Origin of the sequence: Chitinophaga sp. W3I9, assembly GCF_050434025.1 — a bacterium.
Taxonomy (GTDB): Bacteria; Bacteroidota; Bacteroidia; order Chitinophagales; family Chitinophagaceae; genus Chitinophaga.
Map to the genome: position 1 here is coordinate 3,309,945 of NZ_JBNPWC010000001.1, position 19,044 is coordinate 3,328,988.

General features: G+C 48.8%; 13 protein-coding genes. 8 read left to right on the forward strand and 5 right to left on the reverse strand.

Features of this window, described 5'->3' with window-relative positions:
* Positions 1-20: 20 nt before the first annotated feature.
* The 5 genes from QFZ51_RS13865 (at position 21) to xrtN (ending at position 10,353) form a co-directional block, all read left to right on the forward strand.
* Positions 21-593: a beta-L-arabinofuranosidase domain-containing protein gene (locus QFZ51_RS13865; RefSeq protein WP_429046576.1), complete on the forward strand. Its 573-nt coding sequence runs from the start codon at positions 21-23 to the stop codon at positions 591-593.
* A gap of 25 nt (positions 594-618) precedes the next feature.
* The gene (locus QFZ51_RS13870; RefSeq protein WP_429051587.1) at positions 619-2,436 is read left to right on the forward strand and encodes a glycoside hydrolase family 127 protein; all 1,818 of its coding nucleotides are present in this window, start codon (positions 619-621) and stop codon (positions 2,434-2,436) included.
* A gap of 12 nt (positions 2,437-2,448) precedes the next feature.
* Positions 2,449-6,405 (forward strand): alpha-L-arabinofuranosidase C-terminal domain-containing protein, encoded by a 3,957-nt coding sequence (locus QFZ51_RS13875; RefSeq protein ID WP_429046577.1) that lies wholly within the window; start codon positions 2,449-2,451, stop codon positions 6,403-6,405.
* Between the two features lie 100 nt (positions 6,406-6,505).
* Positions 6,506-9,016 carry an XrtN system VIT domain-containing protein gene (locus QFZ51_RS13880; RefSeq protein ID WP_429046578.1) on the forward strand — a complete coding sequence of 837 codons (2,511 nt, stop codon included), beginning with the start codon at positions 6,506-6,508 and terminating at the stop codon, positions 9,014-9,016.
* Positions 9,017-9,039: 23 nt separating this feature from the next.
* Positions 9,040-10,353, forward strand: a complete 1,314-nt coding sequence (xrtN, locus tag QFZ51_RS13885; RefSeq protein WP_429046579.1) for an exosortase N — start codon at positions 9,040-9,042, stop codon at positions 10,351-10,353.
* Here the strand turns inward: xrtN and QFZ51_RS13890 are convergent.
* On the reverse strand, positions 10,343-10,759 hold the full coding sequence (locus tag QFZ51_RS13890) for a hypothetical protein (protein WP_370911272.1): 417 nt from the start codon (positions 10,757-10,759) through the stop codon (positions 10,343-10,345). The two genes, xrtN and QFZ51_RS13890, sit on opposite strands and share 11 nt — an antisense overlap.
* A gap of 162 nt (positions 10,760-10,921) precedes the next feature.
* On the opposite strand from QFZ51_RS13890, the gene QFZ51_RS13895 reads away from it, so the two are divergent.
* Positions 10,922-11,662 (forward strand): lysophospholipase, encoded by a 741-nt coding sequence (locus QFZ51_RS13895; protein WP_429046580.1) that lies wholly within the window; start codon positions 10,922-10,924, stop codon positions 11,660-11,662.
* A 30-nt stretch (positions 11,663-11,692) separates the two neighbouring features.
* On the forward strand, positions 11,693-12,475 hold the full coding sequence (locus QFZ51_RS13900; RefSeq protein WP_429046581.1) for a porin family protein: 783 nt from the start codon (positions 11,693-11,695) through the stop codon (positions 12,473-12,475).
* Positions 12,476-12,529: 54 nt separating this feature from the next.
* Here QFZ51_RS13900 and QFZ51_RS13905 read toward each other — a convergent pair whose 3' ends face one another.
* Positions 12,530-13,246, reverse strand: coding sequence for a 3-ketoacyl-ACP reductase (locus QFZ51_RS13905; RefSeq protein WP_370911275.1), 717 nt, complete (start codon positions 13,244-13,246; stop codon positions 12,530-12,532).
* A gap of 103 nt (positions 13,247-13,349) precedes the next feature.
* Here QFZ51_RS13905 and QFZ51_RS13910 point away from each other — a divergent pair, with 103 nt between their 5' ends.
* Entirely contained in the window at positions 13,350-14,219 is an 870-nt protein-coding gene (locus QFZ51_RS13910; RefSeq protein ID WP_429046582.1) for an aldose 1-epimerase family protein, read from the forward strand.
* Between the two features lie 46 nt (positions 14,220-14,265).
* Here the strand turns inward: QFZ51_RS13910 and QFZ51_RS13915 are convergent, their stop codons facing one another.
* The 3 genes from QFZ51_RS13915 to QFZ51_RS13925 all read right to left on the reverse strand — a co-directional run bounded on the left by QFZ51_RS13915 (position 14,266) and on the right by QFZ51_RS13925 (position 19,036).
* On the reverse strand, positions 14,266-14,781 hold the full coding sequence (locus QFZ51_RS13915) for a hypothetical protein (protein WP_370911277.1): 516 nt from the start codon (positions 14,779-14,781) through the stop codon (positions 14,266-14,268).
* Positions 14,782-14,846: 65 nt separating this feature from the next.
* On the reverse strand, positions 14,847-17,981 hold the full coding sequence (locus QFZ51_RS13920) for an efflux RND transporter permease subunit (RefSeq protein WP_429046583.1): 3,135 nt from the start codon (positions 17,979-17,981) through the stop codon (positions 14,847-14,849).
* 11 nt (positions 17,982-17,992) lie between these two features.
* Positions 17,993-19,036 (reverse strand): efflux RND transporter periplasmic adaptor subunit, encoded by a 1,044-nt coding sequence (locus QFZ51_RS13925; protein WP_429046584.1) that lies wholly within the window; start codon positions 19,034-19,036, stop codon positions 17,993-17,995.
* Positions 19,037-19,044: the final 8 nt, after the last annotated feature.

Below are 19,044 nucleotides of genomic sequence, written 5' to 3' on the forward strand. Positions count from 1 at the left end.
AGACTATAAAGACAAAAGGTATGAGATCATTTTGGGGAAAGGCGGCGCTGGCCGGCGCCGGTATGCTGATGGCCAACACTATAGTGCAGGCGCAGTTGCAGAAAGATTATCCGATTAAACCGGTGGCCTTTACGCAGGTAAGGGTGAATGACAATTTCTGGGCGCCGAAAATAAGAACCAACGCCAGTGTAACGATTCCGTATACGCTGGAGCAATGTAAAAAGACAGGTCGCATCGATAACTTTTTACGCGCGGCAGGTAAAATCCCTGGGGATAAGCTCACCGAATACACCTTTGATGATACCGATCTGTATAAAGTAATAGAAGGCGCTTCCTACGGGTTGCAGATGCAGCCTAATCCCGGTCTGGAAAAGTACCTGGATACACTGATCAGTATTATCGGCGCCGCCCAGGAGAAAGATGGATATCTCTATACCTTCCGCACGGTGAAAGCGGCAAAACCACATGAATGGATTGGCAGCAAGAGATGGGAGAAGGAAGAGGACCTGAGCCATGAATTATATAATTCAGGTCACCTGTTTGAGGCGGCGGTAGCACATTACCAGGCTACCGGTAAAAAAAACGCTGCTTAATATTGCGATCCGCAATGCCGACCTGCTGGTACGTGACTTCGGCTGGGGAAAGGAGGAAAAATTCCCAGGCCACCAGATCGTGGAAACAGGGCTCACCCGCCTGTACAGGGTAACCGGCAATAAGTCGTATCTCGACCTGGCAAAATTTTTCCTGGACGTTCGCGGACCAGGTAGCAAATACAGCCAGGAATACAGTCAATCGAACAAGAAAGTAACAGATCAGCACGAAGCAGTAGGACATGCCGTACGTGCTACCTATATGTACACCGGTATGGCCGATGTAGCCGCCTTAACAGGTGATCGCAAATACCTGGAAGCCATTGATGATATCTGGGATGATGTGGTGGACCGGAAACTGTATATCACCGGCGGTATTGGCGCCACCGGCGCAGGAGAGGCCTTTGGTGCTGCATATGAATTGCCGAACATGTCGGCTTACGCGGAAACCTGTGCCGCCATTGCCAACGTATACTGGAACAGCCGCATGTTCCTCCTGCACGGCGATTCGAAATATATTGATGTGCTGGAACGTACACTGTACAACGGTTTGCTCTCCGGGGTATCCATCAGCGGCGACCGTTTCTTTTATCCCAACCCGCTGGCCTCTATGGGACAGCATCAGCGAAGCGCCTGGTTTGGATGCGCCTGCTGCATTTCCAATATGACCCGCTTCCTGCCTTCTATGCCGGGGTATGTGTATGCACAGAAAGACAATGACCTGTACGTAAATCTTTTTGTGGGCGACTCCGCTACTATTCAATTGAAAGCCGGTAAAGTAAATATCGTACAGCAAACGGATTATCCCTGGAATGGAAAAGATGACATCACTATCAATACTGCCAAACCTACCACATTCTCGCTCCGGGTGCGTATTCCGGGCTGGGCGGAAAACAGGCCGGTACCAGGCAACCTGTATTTTGAAGACGACAGTTCAGCCGTAAAAATCCCCATCCTGCTCAATGGCAGCCCTATCGACTACAAGACAGAAAAAGGTTATGCGGTGATCAGCCGCTCCTGGAAGAAAGGAGATAAGGTGACACTAGAGTTCCCGATGGAAGTAAGAAAGATCCTGGCTGCCGATGCAGTAAAGGACGACCACTCCCGCTTTGCACTGGAACGCGGCCCTATTATGTATTGCCTGGAAGGACCGGATAATAAAGATGCTACCGTACAGAATATTGTAGTGGATAAACAGGCATTGGTTTCTCCCGTGTATCGCCCGGATCTGCTCAGTGGGGTAATGACCCTCCAAATGCCTGGCAATTCCGCCAGCCGGCAACTGCATTCCGATTCGCTGATTAACAGCAGTCAAACGGTAACGGCTATACCCTATTTTTCCTGGGCTAACCGCGGTCCTGCTGAAATGACCGTATGGATTCCATTTGAAGCTTCGGCTGCCCGTCCAAAACCTGCACCCACCATTGCTTCCAAAAGTAAGGTAACAGCGTCTGTAAAAAATCAGCGCATGTATATGGCCCTGAACGATCAGTACGAGCCAAAAGATTCCAAGGATAACAGCGCTCTTTACCTGCATTGGTGGCCCGCCAAAGGCACTACAGAATGGGTGCAGTATACGTTCGACAGCACTCATACCGTAAGCAGTTCCAAAGTGTATTGGTACGACGACGGTCCTTTTGGTGGATGCAGGGTGCCTGCTGCCTGGAAGCTGTATTACAAGCAGGGAGCCGAATGGAAACCGGTAAATGCCAAAACGCCCTACACGGTGGAAAAGGATAAGTATAATGTGATCACTTTTGAGCCGGTAACTACTACCGCCTTAAAACTGGAAATACAATTACCGGCAGATAATGCCACCGGAATACACGAATGGATCGTTGAGTAATATATGAATCGCATGAAACAAGGCTTTCTGGCCGTTATCTGCCTGCTTGCAGGAAGTAGCCCCGCCATTGCCCAGAACAGGGCTGCAATCACTGTAAATGCCACGGAAAAGGGCGCCGCTATCCCGGCTACCCTGCACGGCGTTTTCTTTGAAGAGATCAGTCATGCCGGCGAAGGAGGACTATATGCTGAAATGGTGCAAAACCGCGGCTTTGAAGATCACCGCATTCCCGCCGGCACAAAGCTGGAAAATGGCTGGTTGGTGCCTTTCCCGCAAAAGCCGCATTTTATGCTGCATGGCCAGGTATCGGACTGGAAAATGGAATGGCCGCTGCAAAGCCGGTGGCCGGCCTGGCATGCGGAAAGCAATGCACAGCTGTCGCTGGTAACGGATCATCCGCTGAATGCCGCAACGCCGCATGCGATGCAGGTGAAGATAACCGGGAGAGGTGCAGCCCTGGTGAATGAAGGCTTCTGGGGCATGAACGTGGAAAAGGGAGCCGCCTACCGGTTGTCCTTCTTCGCAAATACCGTTAAAGGCTATACGGGAAAAGTAACTGCTTCGCTGCAATCCGCATCAGGACAAGTCCTGGCAGATACCGTGTTGCAGATCAGCAGTTCCTCTTCCTGGAAAAAATATAACGCTACTTTTACGGCGAAGGGAAGTGATCCTGCCTGCCGGCTGGTACTCACTTTTCATCAAAACGGCACCCTGCTGCTGGATATGGTATCCCTGTTCCCGGTGCATACCTTCCGTGACCGCCCCAACGGCATGCGGGCGGATATCGCCACGCTCATCCAAAAAATGAAGCCTGCCTTTGTACGGTGGCCGGGCGGTTGTTACGTGGAAGGTATCACCGTGGAAAGTGCCCCCAATTGGAAAACTACGATTGGCCCGGTGGAGCAGCGCACGGCTTCGTATAGCCCATGGGGTTATTGGAGCAGTAATGGCTTCGGATATCATGAATACCTGCAATTCTGTGAAGATATCAACGCCGCCGCATTGTATGTTTTTAATGTGGGCATTTCCTGTGAATACCGCAGCGGCACCTTTGTGCCAGATGATAGCGTAGCGCCCTATATTCAAAGTGCATTGGATGCAATTGAATATGCGGTTGGTCCGGTTACTTCCCGCTGGGGAAAACAACGTGCCGCCAATGGCCGCCCGGCGCCGTTTCCGCTCAGGTACGTAGAGGTGGGGAATGAGCAACATGGCCCTGATTATGCAAAGCGGTATAACCTTTTTTATGACGCCATCCACAAGAAATACCCGCAAATAGAAATTATTGCCAGCATGGGCATCGGTGATGTAAACCGCCATACCCTCGATAGTATGCAGCATACAGATATCGTGGACGAACATGCCTATAAAGATACCGGCTGGAGCCTGCGCAACTTTGATCACTTCGATAAATACAAACGTGGCAGCTGGCAGATGTATGTAGGGGAGTATGCCACCAACGCCGGTGTGGGCAACGGTAACATGCAGGCGGCCCTCAGCGATGCCGTGTATGTAATGAGCATGGAGAAAAATGCCGACCTGGTAAAGATGAGTAGCTATGCACCTTTACTGGTCAATGAACATGATGTGGACTGGCCGGTGAACCTCATTCACTTCAACGCAGGCGCCAGCTTCGCAAGGATCTCCTATTACACGCTCAACATGCTCAATGATCATAAAGCCACTTTCAACTACCCGGTAACAACCACCCTGCTGCCGGAAAAGAATGTAACACCGAAATTTTCAGGAAGTATTGGTCTCGCTACCTGGGATACAGAAGCAGAATATAAAGATATCACCGTCGTACAACAGGGAGATACGGTGTATAACAGTCGCCTTGATCCGCAGCTAACCGGCTGGCTCCCGGTAAGGGGCAAGTGGGAAAAACAATCCGGCCTGCTGGCGCAAACAGCTGCCGGTGCACAACAACTGGCTATCTTGAAAGGTCGCCACTTTAACGCCTATACGTTGTCGCTCAAAGCCCGTAAAACCGGCGGGGTCAATGCCTTTATTATTCCTTTCGCAGTAAAGGATACCAATACCTGCTTACGCGCACATATAGGCTCCTGGCTGAATTCCAATGCCATGTTCGAAAGTCTTACCAACGGATACGACGTGGCCGGTATCAGTAATCCGGTGCGCCTGAAAGCCCCGTTAGAATCCGGCCGCTGGTATGATATCCGCCTCGAGGTAAGCAATGATGAAGTGAAATGTTTTGTAGATAATTCACTGCTCATGACCTACCGCGAGCCGCAAAAATTATTTTCCATTGCAGGCCGGGATGAAAAGAACGGCGATATCATCCTCAAGATCGTGAATGCCGGTGAAAGTGTCGTAGATGCAGATATCCGGCTGGAGGGAGCTTCTGTGAGTCCCGTTGCACAAGTGATTACATTGACGGCAGATAAACCGGATGCAGAGAATTCATTTGCATCGCCGGAAGCGTATACGCCGCATACTTCTACTATTCAAAACGCGGCGGCACAGTTCAGCTGGAGCGTACCCGCATTGTCGGTGAATATTATCCGCCTGAAATCACCGCGCATTGCGTTCAATGTGCGCATGCCCGAGCCGGCTGCCGGTATATACGAAGTGGAAATGAACTATAAAACCGACAGCACCACCCGCACCACGGTGAAGCTCCCGGTGTGGACACCCGGTTACTATCAACTGATGGACTATGCCGGGCAGGTAAAAGATTTTCATGTATATAACACTGCTAATGATACATTGCGGTGGCACAAAACAAACGCCAACAGCTGGGAGATCGTTCATACACCCGGCGCTGAAATAAAGATCACTTATAAGATAGGCGCCCACCGCAATTTTGTAGCGACCAGCTACCTGGATAAAGATCACGGCTATATTACACCGGCGGGTGTTTTTATGCATCCGGAGGGGAAAACAGGGAGCCCCATTGTGCTCACCGTACAGCCATATGGCAACTGGCAGGTGGCAACGGGAATGGATACACTTAGTAAGCATACTTATACAGCTGCCAGCTATGATGTGCTGTACGATAGTCCTTTGCTGATAGGGGAGCTGGAATCTTTTCCCGCTTTTAAAGTAAAAGGGATCCCTCATTATTTTACGGCCTTTCAGCCAGGTAACTTCAACCGCGCCCAGTTCATGGACGACCTGGAAAAGATAGTCAGCACAGCAGCCGGAATCATCGGGGATATTCCCTACAACCACTACACATTCCTGGGAATCGGGCCAGGCCAGGGTGGGATAGAGCATTTGAATTCAACGGCAGTATCTTTTACCGGCGACGAATTAAATGATCAGGCAGCGCGTCAGCGGACCTATAGTTTCCTGGCACATGAATATTTTCATCACTATAATGTAAAGCGGATCCGCCCGGTGGAACTGGGACCTTTTAATTATGATGCCGCTAATCGTACAAAACTGTTGTGGGTGTCGGAAGGGTTCACTGTCTACTATGAGTACCTGGTGCTGCAAAGGGCTGGATTAATGTCAGGCGCCAACCTGCTGCAGGCGTTGCACGGGCATATACAGTCGTGTGAGCAACGTCCGGGCAACAGGGTACAATCTGTTACCGCTGCCAGCTATGAAACCTGGGATGATGGTCCTTTTGGCGGTGATCCGGCCAAAACTATTTCCTGCTATGAAAAAGGACCGGTGCTTGCCTTCCTGCTGGATCTGCGGATCCGTCACACTACGCACAATCAGCAATCGCTGGATGATGTGATGCGGGCTTTATACCGGCAATATTACCTGCAACTGCAACGTGGATTTACACCGGAAGAGTTCCGGGAGACATGTGAAACCATTGCCGGCCAATCCCTGGCCGACTTCTTCATATATGTGGAAACGCCCGCTCCTGTTAACTATCAGCAATACCTGTCTTACGCTGGATTAACGATGAATAAGGCCGGCATACATGCACTTCCTGCTGCCAACACCCTCCAACTGGATATCCGTAAAGCATACGGTATAACGGATTAATTCTCCCTGCGTCTTCTGATCTAGTGAATCTTTTATTTATGCTTTGTAATGCAAAGTACTTTTTGTTTCATACATTTGAGGCGTATTCAAATCATCTATAATGGAAGCCACTACCTCCAGAACCTTGCCGGCGCCTTATGTGTTCGGCCTGACACTGTTATGTTTTGCCCTTTTCGCGAAGTGCTATTCCTGCTTTTTACCGGAAGGCACAGAAGCTTCATTCATCATTACACACCTGCTAACGTTACTTTATTTCTTCAGCTGCTGGATCGGCGGCTTTCTTAAACCATGGGAGGGGAGAAGGAAAGTGATGTCTGTATTCGTGGTGCTGTTGCTCACTGATGCCTATACAGTAAATGACAGTATCCGTCTGTTTGAGTCGTCAGCCACCTGGTTAGTGGTCATGCTGATTTTTATTTGTGTCAATATACTGGCATTTGCATTTTTTGAAAGATGGCCGGAATGGATGAAATACCTGCAATGCGCGGTGCTTGGATTTACAATGCTTTTGCCTTTCTACCTCGCCGTTTACCTGGTACCGGTGTATCTTGTCAGCATGATTGCCCTGATTGCTATCGGGCTTTCCATCGTTACATTTTCTCCGGTTTTCGTACTATGGTTTAACTTCCGGATGGTGAGAAAGCTCATATGGCCGGTGTACCGTTACCGGCTCATTTATTTATGGTCGGGCGCACTGGCATTCATGATGCTGGTGCTGTATTCCGTAATATATATAGCAGACAAAAGTAGAATGGAGCAGGCCTACAACAACAGCCATGTTGCAGTAAGGGAAGAGTTGCCGCCCTGGATCAGGGCCGCGCAGAAAGCACGGATTGATTTTATAACAGCACAGCTGCTGAAAACAGGTATTGTTTATACCAGCCCGGGTATCCGGTCGGGTTTCAATCTTTGGAGTACGCCTACCAGGGAGTTCGGTGAAAAGCTGACGCATGATCCCCTGTTTATGACCGCGGGCGCCCTGTTTGGCACTATTGCTATCCCTGAAGAAGACCGGCTGAAGATGCTGAATGTAATGTTTGATAAAAGACATTATGCAGTAGACCGCTACTGGAGCGGGAAAGACCTGGTAACTACCAGTGTGGGCACAACCGCCGACATCTGGCCACAGTATCACCTGGCATACACGGAAAATACCTACACGGTTAAAAATATTCCGAAACAGCGATGGAGTAACAGCCAGGAGGCGATCTATACCTTGCATTTGCCGGAAGGCGCAATGGTTACTTCCCTCTCGTTATGGATCAATAACCATGAAGAAAAAGCCATCCTCACTACCCAGGCAAAAGCTGCAGAAGCCTATTCGGAAATCGTTGGCAGGCAACGCCGTGATCCGTCGGTGGTACACTGGCAGGAAGGCAACCGCGTAGTAGTGCGTGTATTTCCGGTGCCACAAAATGAAGAACGGAAATTTAAGATCGGGGTTACCTCTCCGCTGAAAGTACAACAGGGTAAACTGGTGTATCAACCGGTATGGTTTGAAGGGCCGGCATATGAGGGGGCGCGTTATGAAGTAAAACTGAATATGGATAAATGGCCCGGAGGACTGAATTATCCGGCCGGGTTTTATAGGGATAAAGGGAAGACGGTTGGCAAAATCGGGAAGTATAATGCGGACTGGGAGTTAACAATGCCTGATGAGGCAATAAACAATGCTGCCTTCAGCTTTAACGGTGAGCGATATACGTTGTTACCTTACAAGCCATCTTATGAATTTTTTGCACCGGAGAACTATTACCTGGATGTAAATCATAGCTGGAATTATGATAATTACCGGGAGATCCTTACCCAACTGAAAGGTAAGAAAGTATGGATGTTTCATCCCCGGAACGGAATGATAGCAGTGAACGAAGAAAACAGGAAGGATCTTTTTAACGAATTGCACGACCAGCGTTTTTCCCTCTTTCCGTTTTATAAAATAATAAATCCTCCAACAGCACTGGTGATCAGCAGTTCAGACAATATTTCGCCTCAGCTCAGCGACCTGGAAAGTTCCGTTTTCAGGAGTAATCTGCGCAGTTTTTTATCTCACGGGAAAGTAAGATTATATCATATAGGTAACATCCTGAGCCCTTACCTGGCTACGTTGAAAGAATCACGGTCACTGGTATACGAAAATGGATCCACGAATCAGTTGCTGTCACAATTACGCAACAACAGCTTCCTGCAGCAAGAGGAGGATAGCAAGCAGCTGATCATGGAAGATGCGCGTATCCGCATTGCCCGGAGCACGGGCAGTATGCAAACACAGGGACCCGACCACCTGGCGCGCCTCTTTGCCTATAATTCCATTCTGAAGGATCTGGGACCAAAAGTTACAGGAGAGGATCTGTCTTCAGAAACAGCGCTGATCAATACTGCAAAAGCTGCTTACGTGGTAACACCATTGTCGAGTTTGATTGTACTCGAAGCGCAGGCCGACTATGATAAATTTGAGATAAGCGATGATGTAAACAGCCTGAAGAACGCCTCTCTTAAGGGACATGGGGCCGTACCCGAACCGCATGAATGGGCACTCTTCATAATAGCGATAGGTATACTCGCCTATGTGCGGTTCGAAAAATTATTTAATCGGAAAAGAAGCGTATGCTAACGTTACCGCATATACGGTTATTAATGGGAAGAACAAAACTGCCGGTATTGATACTGCCGGTGGTTTATGCGATAACCGGTGTATTGCAGTTGCAACATTATTTTTCCTGGAAGAGTACTTTCTTTATGTTGTGTGTAATAGCGATGGGAGTGGTGTTTCAGCCCGACCGGTCACGCCCCGGGAGTACCCGTTGCGGCTGGATAGCATTACTCTTTTTGTTACTGTTGTGGCAGATCCCCGTATTAACTATCCGGTATGCCACGATTATCACCGCCTTATTTTTTGTAACAGAATATTTCTTCGGGAGATTACAAACGCTCACTTTCATCACGGCTGCGCTCATTGCGCCGGCAATTGATTTTATGGTCAATGTATTCACCTTCCCGATCAGGCTATGGCTCACGGGTGTAGCTGGTAACATATTGGCGGGCATAAACCCCGCTGTTACCACCGCAGGTAATATGATCCTGCTGGGAAGTAATGAGTTCAGTGTAGACCCTGCCTGTATGGGTTTACAGATGATGCTCACCTCGCTGCTCTGCGGCGTGATGCTGATAGCCCTTTATCAACGCCGTTATCAGAAAGTGCTGCCGTTTACCGGAGTCCTGGTGGTATTACTGGCTATTGCCGAGTTAAATATAACTGCTAACCTGTTCCGTATTATACTGCTGGTGCAGTTTGCTTTGCCACCGGAAGCAATGGCGCATGATGCTATGGGGATTGCCACACTGCTGATCTATGTAATCCTTCCCTTGCTACCGGGTGTTAAATGGATGCTGCAACGCTATGGAAAGGCAAAGCCAGTACATACCGGCGTACACCCGCCACCGTTATATGGTTGGTTGTTACACGGAGTGCTGGCCGCAGGCATTATCGGTGGGCACTTTTTTATACCGGGAAAACGCGCTGCTTCCGGCGAAATGGACCAGCAGGTAAAACATTTGCCCGGCTACAGCTACGCTGTATTGGACGATCATGTTATCAAACAAACCAGGGCCAACGCATTATTGTATGTAAAAGGAATTCCGGGCTTTTATTTTACAGATCACCAACCGATGATTTGCTGGAAAGGAAGTGGCTTTGGGTTTTATAAAATAGCGGAAGTAACGATAGCGGACACGAAAGTATATACTGCCGAATTACAAAAAGAGAACACTACGTTATACACTGCCTGGTGGTACGAAAGCCGTACCCGCCACAGCAACAGCCAGCTCGAATGGAGATGGGATGCACTCTGCAGCGGGAATAATTATTACCTGGTAAATATTACGGTGGAAAAGAAATCACTATTGGAACCGGAAATACAAACCTTGTTGCATACACGCCTTATTCAGTGATCACTTCTGCTTCTTCTTTATGCCTGGGTTGATAATACAGGTAGAAATAGGCCAGTATAAGAATCCCGGTTACAAAAGGAATCAGCGCCAGGTGTTTAAAGGTAATATCGCCTGTAATTACCTGTGTGTCGAAATGAAAAAATTCACTGATCATCCAGTAAGAGTTGGCCGCAATCCACACAGAGATCGCCACATTATGACACAGCTCCGACATGAACTGGCGGGTACGCCAGGCGATCACGATAGAAATGATCAGGGTGGGAAAGATCATCGCTACGCCCAGGGGCTTCCATATCATGCACCAGCTGATATCTTTCAATAGCCAGAAAACAATATGCAGGTTTTCCATCTTACGGTAACTTAAAGGAATGCTGTATACCGGCGAAGTGGTGGCTTGTTTGCTCATGTGTGTTATTCAGTTAATTTTATCTGGTTGAAATAGGGCGTAAAGATATTCTTTATCTTCGTTTCTGCACCAGCATCTCCGGCTATGAATGAATTTCACTGGTTTTATCAGCGTACCAGGTTTCACGGTATCATCTGGAGCCCAGAAAACTCCGGGCGGGTTATGATCATTGTACATGGCATCGGAGAGCATATTGGCCGCTACGACCAGGTAGCCTCTTTTTTCATGAAGGAAGGATATACAGTGATCGGCATCGACCATTATGGCCACGGTAAAAGTGATGGCGCCAAAGGCGCTTCCAAAGGCTTTGATTTTATGTTCGATTATTTGCAAAGTTTCGTGCGTTACGTAGCGAATACCTACCACAAACCGGTGGTGATGTACGGCCATAGTATGGGCGGCGGCGTGCTCACGGGCTTTTTACTCCGGCGGCAGCCCGATATACTGGCGGCGGTGATCTCCGCGCCGGCTTTGATCATTGGCATGCGCCCCGGCGGTTTCCTGAAAGGAGTACTGAAAGTGGCCAGTGCCATCGCCCCCAATATCCGGATCAAACAGGGGCTGGACATCAACAAAATTTCACATGATAAGGCGGAAGTAGAAAAATTCAGGGCAGATCCCCTGCGGCATGATAAACTGAGCCTGCGACTGGCCAATGATATGATCCAAAACGGCGCCTGGTGCCTGTTGCATGCGGCTGAACTATGCGTGCCTTCCCTGCTTATCCACGGTAATGCCGACGAATTTACCGCTGTGGAAGGCTCCCGCTTATTTGCTGAAAGGGCGCCATCGGCCTTGCTTACCTACCGCGAGTGGGAGGGCATGTACCATGAAATGCATAACGAACCCACCAGCCGTGAGGTATTATTGTTTGTAGCAGGTTGGCTGAGTAATGTGAGATAAGTGTTAAATTCGATATACAATCTATTTACTATGAAACACTATCGCTCTTACAAATGGCTCCTGCCTGCCCTCTTGCTATTTTTCGGTTTACAGGCAAAGGCGCAGGTCGATCTCGGTGTCCGCGGAGGCATCAGTATTCCGAATCTTACTGCCGGCGGTAGTGAGAGCAACCCACTCAACACCGGTTACAGCTCCCGCCAGGGGCCGGATTTCGGTATCCTCGGTGAATACCACGTCAGCAAACTGTTTTCTATTGAAGCTATGATTTCTTACTCTTCGCAGGGTGGTAAAAAAGAAGGGCTTCAGGCATTCCCGTTCCCGCCTGAAATGGCAGCCGCATTGCCTCCCGGTATGCCTGCGCCAACCTACCTGTATGCCAATTTCGAAAGCCAGGCAAAACTGAACTACCTGATGGTCCCCATCCTGGCCAAATTTGGCTGGAACCTGGGACCTACCTCACCGTTACGCCTCTACGTGGATGCCGGCCCGTTTTTCGGCTTCCTCCTGAGCGCTAAACAGGTTACCAGCGGCAGCAGCATCCTTTACCTCGATGAAGAAGGGAAACAGCCGATTACGCAGCAGCCTCAGTCTTTCGACAGAACAACAGACATCAAAGACCAGTTACATACTTTCAATCTTGGGGTAAGTGGAAACGTAGGACTGGCCTATATTTTTGGCCGTCACCAGGTATTTGTGGAAGGGGGTGGAAACTATGGCTTCCTCAATATCCAGGAAGGCAGTGCTAATGGTAAAAATAATACCGGCGCCGCTACTGCCTCTATCGGATACGCCTATCGTATTTGTAATAAATAAGCGGATTATCTTGTTTCAGCAGAACAGCGCCTGCTGAAACAAGGATCCCCGCGTTTATGGATTGGTAGACCATAACCCCGCTGATTTCACCAGCACCCTTCTGTTCAGCTTCAGCTGCGCCACTACAAACTCCGCCAGGTCTTCCGGCTGCAATACTTTGTCCGGGTTCCCATCCGTTAAGTTCAGGTCTTTTGCCATATCCGTCGCAATAGTGCTCGGCGTTAAGGCGCTTACCCGGATATTATGTTTCCTTACTTCCAGCATCAGCGATTCTGTTAAGCCCAGCAGGCCGAACTTGGAGGCACTGTAAGCGCTGGTAAGTGGTGCGCCCCGTTGTCCCGCAGTAGAAGATATATTGATAATGTCGCCGGTTTTTCTTTCTATCATACCCGGTAATACCGCCCGGGTTACATAATACACGCCCAGCAGGTTTACCCGGATGATCTGCTCCCATTGAGCAGGTTCCAGTTCCATGAAATTGCCAAAAGCAGCAATGCCGGCATTGTTGATCAGGATATCAGGTTCCCCCAGCTCTTTTGTCAGCTGGGCCACTGCCTCATTTACCGCCAGCAGATCGCTCACATCTGCAGTTGCGTAAGCTGCTTTTACGCCTATACTACTGATTTCTTTTGCCACGGCCTCCAGTGAACCGGCACTACGCCCCAACAGGGCTATATCCACGCCTTCCTGTGCCAGCGCCACTGCCAGCGCCCGGCCTATACCTTTGCCCCCACCGGTGATCAGGGCTTTTTTTCCTTTTAATGATTCCATAATGCCTTCGCTTTGTAAGGTTAAAAAATACCTGGCAAAGGTACAAAGCTTTGTTCCATTTACAGCCTATCTTCGCATGGATCCATTATAACAGCTTCAGACTATGATACAGATTTCCAACGAAAAACTCACCGTACTGGTGAACCCCCAGGGAGCAGAACTGCAGAGCATTGTGAGGAAAGATACCGGCCTCGAATATTTATGGAGTGGCGACCCCGCCTTCTGGGGTAAAAAAAGCCCCGTGTTATTCCCCATCGTCGGCGGCCTGAAAGAGAATACCTATCAATACCGCGGAGAGCTCTACACGCTCGGCCGCCATGGTTTTGCCAGGGAACAATTGTTTACGGTGTCAGAACAGGGAGCGGAATACATCAGTCTCCGTCTTTCGGATAATGAAACTACCCGTAAAGTATATCCTTTCCGTTTCGACTTTACCATCCAGTACCTCCTGCAGGACGATCAGTTACAGGTAACCTACCAGGTGCTCAACCGCGATGATAAAACCCTGTTCTTCTCGGTAGGCGCCCACCCGGCCTTTAAATTGCCACTGGTGCCGGATACAACGTATGAAGATTATTACCTGTATTTTAATAAAGAAGAAGAAGCGGGGATCTGGCCATTGTCGGCCGGCGGACAGGTAGAAACCGCACCTGTTCCGTATCTTCAGCATACGCATGAACTGCCGCTTAAGAAATCCCTGTTTTATAATGATGCCCTGGTATTTAAAAACCTGGCCTCCACGGCCATCAGCATTAAAAGCAACCGTACACCACACGGCTTAACACTGGCCTTTGAAGGTTTTCCGTACATGGGCATATGGGCGGCTAAAGATGCGGACTTTGTTTGTATTGAACCCTGGTGCGGCATTGCCGATAGCGTAAATGCGACCGGGGAACTGGAAGAGAAAGAGGGGATCAACCGGCTGGCGCCGGATGGACTGTTTGAAAGAACATGGACAGCAACGATATTCTAAAGAGATAAAAAAAGCTGGCAGTTGTAACTACCAGCTTTTTTTATCTTTAAAAATTATATCCGGCTTTCAGGCCAAAGAAACTTCTGGTGCCATCTTTAAACCATGCTTCATACTTGGCTTCCACATCCAAACCCAGTACGCGGATACCAACACCGGGAGCTACCAGTCCGCCTACGCCGCTGTAGTTTTTACCGGTATACTGAACAGTACCGCCTTCTAACTTCACATAAAGAATAGAGATCAGGTTGTACCGCAATCCCAAACGGATAGGTACTACGTTGTAGTCCGGATAGTCGCCGGTTACAGTGCCTGTGTTAAAGCTCTTACCGCCAAAATGAAAGTAGCTTACGGAACCCACAGCAGTTAAACCTGCTATCAGCTTTACATCAGCGCCCAAACCAACACCATAACCGGTATTGTGGGTATCACCGAAGTCGCCTACCGGGAAGCCTGCTTCAACAAAAGGACCGATACTGAATCGTTTCAATTGTGCCTGTGACGACTGTGAACTGATACAGATCATCAGGAGCATGGTTGCAAATGCCAGGAAGATTTTTTTCATAAGAACTAATTTTCAGAGGATTGGTGACTGCAAATTAGCCATAAAAGTAAGGAACTAATTGCTAATTACGAATTGTGAATTATAGCATGCGGCGCTAATATCACTTCCTCCTCTTCCAGGTCCTGCCGTTTTTGTGAACTATGTCCGTTGTTGTTGATAGCTTTAATCCTTGGGGGAATCAGTTTATACACCACCGGTGTAACGATACGCGACAACAAAGTAGAGCTGATCAAACCACCGATCAATACAATGGCCAGCGGCGCAATCAGTGGATTGGTGGATATCGCCACGGGAATTAATCCACCAATAGCCGTGAGGGAAGTGAGCACAATAGGAAGGAACCGTACCTCGCCGGCTTCCCTGATAGCGGCTTCCAGGGGCTTGCCCTGCATCCGCAACTGGTTGGTGAAGTCTACCAGCAAAATGGTGTTCTTCACTTCAATACCCGCCAGTGCTATCAGCCCGATGATCGCTACAAACGACAGCGAGTTGCCGGTGAGCCATAACCCCATGGCAGCACCCACAATACCCAAAGGTATCACTGATAAAACAATGAGCATACTCTTAAACGTTTTGAACTGCAGGATCAGTACCGCCACAAAAAGGAAGATCGTCACAATGATCACACTCATAAATCCACCAAAGGAATTTTTCCGGCTTTCTACTTCTCCTCCCATCTCGTAAGTATATCCCGCAGGCAGTTTCAGCGCATCCATTTGTTTTACCACATCTTCTATCACCCGGTCGGTCAGGAAGCCCTTCTTTATAAAGGCGCTTACTGCTACTACCCGGTTCTTCTCCTGGTGTTTAATAGTTAAAGGAGATGTTTCCAGCTGCAGCTGTGCCACCTGTGAAAGCGGAATCGCAGTTCCCTGGCTGTTGTTCACGTACAGATCCCTGAATACATCCAGTGTGGGTTGGGCCGTTTTCTGCTTGGTAAGCAGGATGTCGTAGTCATTATCATTCTGGTCATTATATTGGCCCAGGTTAATACCGGCCACGGCTAAACGTACTACCCTGTCAATATTGGCGGTGGGAATACCCAACTGCTGCGCCTTTTCACGGTCTATCCGCACCCGGATATCCGATTTCAGATTACTTACCGGGTTGTTGATATAGATAGTGCCCTGGGTTTTCTCCAGCATCTTTTCCACATTACCGGCTAAAGATCGTAAGGTGTCCAGATTATCTCCGAATAACCGCACCTCTACCGGCGCCACCATCGGCGGACCCTGTTCAAAGTTTTTTACTTCTACTTTGGCGCCGGGATAGGGCGTCCACTTTTTACGGAGCGATTCAATCAGCTTGTTTTTGTCAGCCGGACTGGTATGGGGGGCCAGTTGCACAAAGAGCTGTGCATAGTCACTTTTTTCATTTTCCTGTAATTCGTTGTAATAGATGCGGGGATTGCCCTTGCCGATATTACTGGCATAAGAGCTTACCATCTTTTCCTGCTTCAGCTCTTTTTCTATCTGCTGTACAATACTGTTGGTATAGTGCAGGTTCGACTGTGGCGGTGCAAAAATATTGATCAGAAACTGTGGCTTTTCTGACGCAGGGAACAGGCTGAAACCAATCACCTTAAACAACCCGATAGAGGCGCCAAAAATTACCAGTGATACCACAATCGTGATCACCGGGCGATGCAGTGCTTTGTCGAGCAGCTTTGCATAACTGCCATGGATCAGCTTTTTGAGCAAACGCATAAACAGGTTGCCTTCAGGATTACCGGTATGCTCCTTCAGCAAACGGCTGGAAAGGAATGGGATAATAGTCAGTGACACAGCCATAGATGCCAGTACACTGAAGATCACCGCCAGCGGCAGACTGCGGATGAAATCACCGCTGCCTTCCGGCATAAATACCAGCGGCATAAACGAAATCACCAATGCCGCCGTACAACCTATTACCGCCAGCCCTATCTGTGAGGTGGCCTTCAGTGTGGCGTCCATACGGCTATGCCCTTCCAGCATCCATCTTTCTATATTCTCCACTACCACAATGCTATCATCTACCAGCAATCCCAATGCTACTACCAGTCCTACGATACTCAGCTGGTTCAGGCTATAGCCAAACAGCTGCAGCAATACAATACCGATCGACAGTGACAGTGGAATAGAGATCATCACAATGAGTGCAGGCCGCTGACCCAGCGGGAGCAGGGTAAAGGCTACCAGCAGGATAGCAATGATAAAATCTTTTCCCAGGCCACTTAAACGGCTGTTTACGGCGTCGGCCTGGTCGAAGTACTGCACCATATCGATATTGGCAGGTAAGGTTTTCTTGAACTTTTCGATCACCGGTTTGTAGGCGATCTGTGTTTTGGTAATATTTTCACCGGATTTCTGAGCAGCAGATACTACCACGCACCGGTGCCCATTCAGCCGTACAAAGTACTTCTCATCTTCAAAACCATAGTATACACGTGCGATATCTTTCAGGAAAACATTTTTCCCATTACCGGCAGATACAATCGTGTTGCTGATTTCATCGAGGTGCTGATAATTACCGCTGGTTTTGATATTGAAGCTTTTATCACCTGCATCGATACTGCCGCCGGGTATATTGGCCATTTCACTTTGCATAGCTGCCATTACGGTATTCACCGGCAGGTGGAGCTGCGCCATTTTATCTAATTGCAGTTCTACCCTTACCTGTTGTTCCGGTAAGCCATGCAGCTTTACGTTTTTCAGGGAAGGCACTTTTTCCAGTTCGTCCTGCAGCTTATCAGCGTAGTAGCGGAGTTTGTCCCTGGAGGTATTTTCAGAGATTAACGCTATCTGCAGGATATTTACATCAGAGGGTTCCTGTTTCTGCACTTCAATACTGTAAATATCTGCCGGCAGTTCCTGCCGTTTGTTGTTTACCTCTCTCACCAGCTCCTGGTATTTCTGGTCTACGTTGGAGCTGTATTTATATTCCACGTGCATAACGGCCACACCGTCGCTGATGGAGGTACGAACACGTTTCATATCGTCCAGTCCGTAGATTTCTTTTTCCATTGGATCTACCACCAGGTCTTCCATATCTTTAGGACTTGTACCTGGATACACTACAACGATATTAAATTGTGGGGATCTCAGTTCCGGATCTTCCGAGCGGGGCATATTGAGGATGGTGGTGATGCCCAGCACAATGATCATTATGAATATTACCAGCGTGAATTGGTAATTTTTGACGGCATATCTGGCTATTTTCATGATCGTAATAGTTATTGGATGATACGGATAGGTGATTGATCCTTCAGGTAGGCACTGCCGGAAATGATGAGTGCCTTTGCCTGTTCCATGCCGGTGCTGATGAGTACATTTTCTTTTTCCATCCCTGCAATGGTAACGGGTATCTTCTGTGCGGTTTTATTGTCGTTGGTTACAAATACAAAACCACTGCTGCCGTTTCCATCCAGGAGGGAGGCGTATGGAATGCTCCATGCAGTGCTGCCGGAAGCTGCGCCGGCCTGAATATGACAGCGGCCAAACATGCCGGCCGCGATAGCGGGGGGCTTGCTGCCGGTGAGTTGTACATCAATGAGGAAGGTGCCGCTTTGTGCATCAATGCCTTCAGATTTACGTGTAACCATGCCAGTGAGGCTGTCGCCGGGGATACCGGATATTTCGATACTGGCTTTATCACCGTTTTTCACCTGCGCCCATTCCCTATCGCTCACGCCTACACGAAGTAACCAGTGGGAGCTGCTGGCGCCGTTGGTTTCTAATACCGGCGTACCTGCATTTACCATTTGGCCGCTGCTAACCAGCTTATGCAGTACATAACCATCCTGGGTGGCGTGGATAGCGGAGAAGCTGCGATTAAACTGGGTGGTGCTCAGTTGCTGTCTTGCCTGGTCCATAGTGGTTTTGCTGTTTTCCAGCTGTTCCTGTGTAGCCACGCTGTCGTTATGTAACCGCACAATGCGCTGATAATCGCGCTGGGCTTTCTCAAATGCCAGCTGATCTTTTTGCACCTGTGCATTTATTTCCGTGAGATTAAGCGTCGCCAGTAGTTGTCCCTTATGTACTTTATCACCTTCCTTTACCAGGATGCTGCTGATGATACCGTTGGTTTTGAAAGAAAGATATACTTCATCGTCGGTGGTAAACTGACCGGAAGCATTGATCGTAACGGCGGTTCCCTGTTTTTCCAGCGGCATGATCTTTACCGGGATGGTATCGGAAACAGTGGTGGTTGCTGCCGGTTTGCTGCCGCAGGAAAACAGCAACAGGGAAAAGGGCAGCAGGAGCAATGTATTTTTCATGGGTGTGT

Bases quoted from the DNA above. Each gene is read 5' to 3' on its own strand.
- QFZ51_RS13865 (WP_429046576.1), top strand. From the start codon at position 21: ATGAGATCATTTTGGGGAAAGGCGGCGCTGGCCGGCGCCGGTATGCTG.
- QFZ51_RS13875 (WP_429046577.1), top strand. From the start codon at position 2,449: ATGAAACAAGGCTTTCTGGCCGTTATCTGCCTGCTTGCAGGAAGTAGC.
- QFZ51_RS13880 (WP_429046578.1), top strand. From the start codon at position 6,506: ATGGAAGCCACTACCTCCAGAACCTTGCCGGCGCCTTATGTGTTCGGC.
- xrtN (WP_429046579.1), top strand. From the start codon at position 9,040: ATGGGAAGAACAAAACTGCCGGTATTGATACTGCCGGTGGTTTATGCG.
- QFZ51_RS13890 (WP_370911272.1), bottom strand. From the start codon at position 10,759: ATGAGCAAACAAGCCACCACTTCGCCGGTATACAGCATTCCTTTAAGT.
- QFZ51_RS13895 (WP_429046580.1), top strand. From the start codon at position 10,922: ATGATCATTGTACATGGCATCGGAGAGCATATTGGCCGCTACGACCAG.
- QFZ51_RS13900 (WP_429046581.1), top strand. From the start codon at position 11,693: ATGAAACACTATCGCTCTTACAAATGGCTCCTGCCTGCCCTCTTGCTA.
- QFZ51_RS13905 (WP_370911275.1), bottom strand. From the start codon at position 13,246: ATGGAATCATTAAAAGGAAAAAAAGCCCTGATCACCGGTGGGGGCAAA.
- QFZ51_RS13910 (WP_429046582.1), top strand. From the start codon at position 13,350: ATGATACAGATTTCCAACGAAAAACTCACCGTACTGGTGAACCCCCAG.
- QFZ51_RS13915 (WP_370911277.1), bottom strand. From the start codon at position 14,781: ATGAAAAAAATCTTCCTGGCATTTGCAACCATGCTCCTGATGATCTGT.
- QFZ51_RS13920 (WP_429046583.1), bottom strand. From the start codon at position 17,981: ATGAAAATAGCCAGATATGCCGTCAAAAATTACCAATTCACGCTGGTA.
- QFZ51_RS13925 (WP_429046584.1), bottom strand. From the start codon at position 19,036: ATGAAAAATACATTGCTCCTGCTGCCCTTTTCCCTGTTGCTGTTTTCC.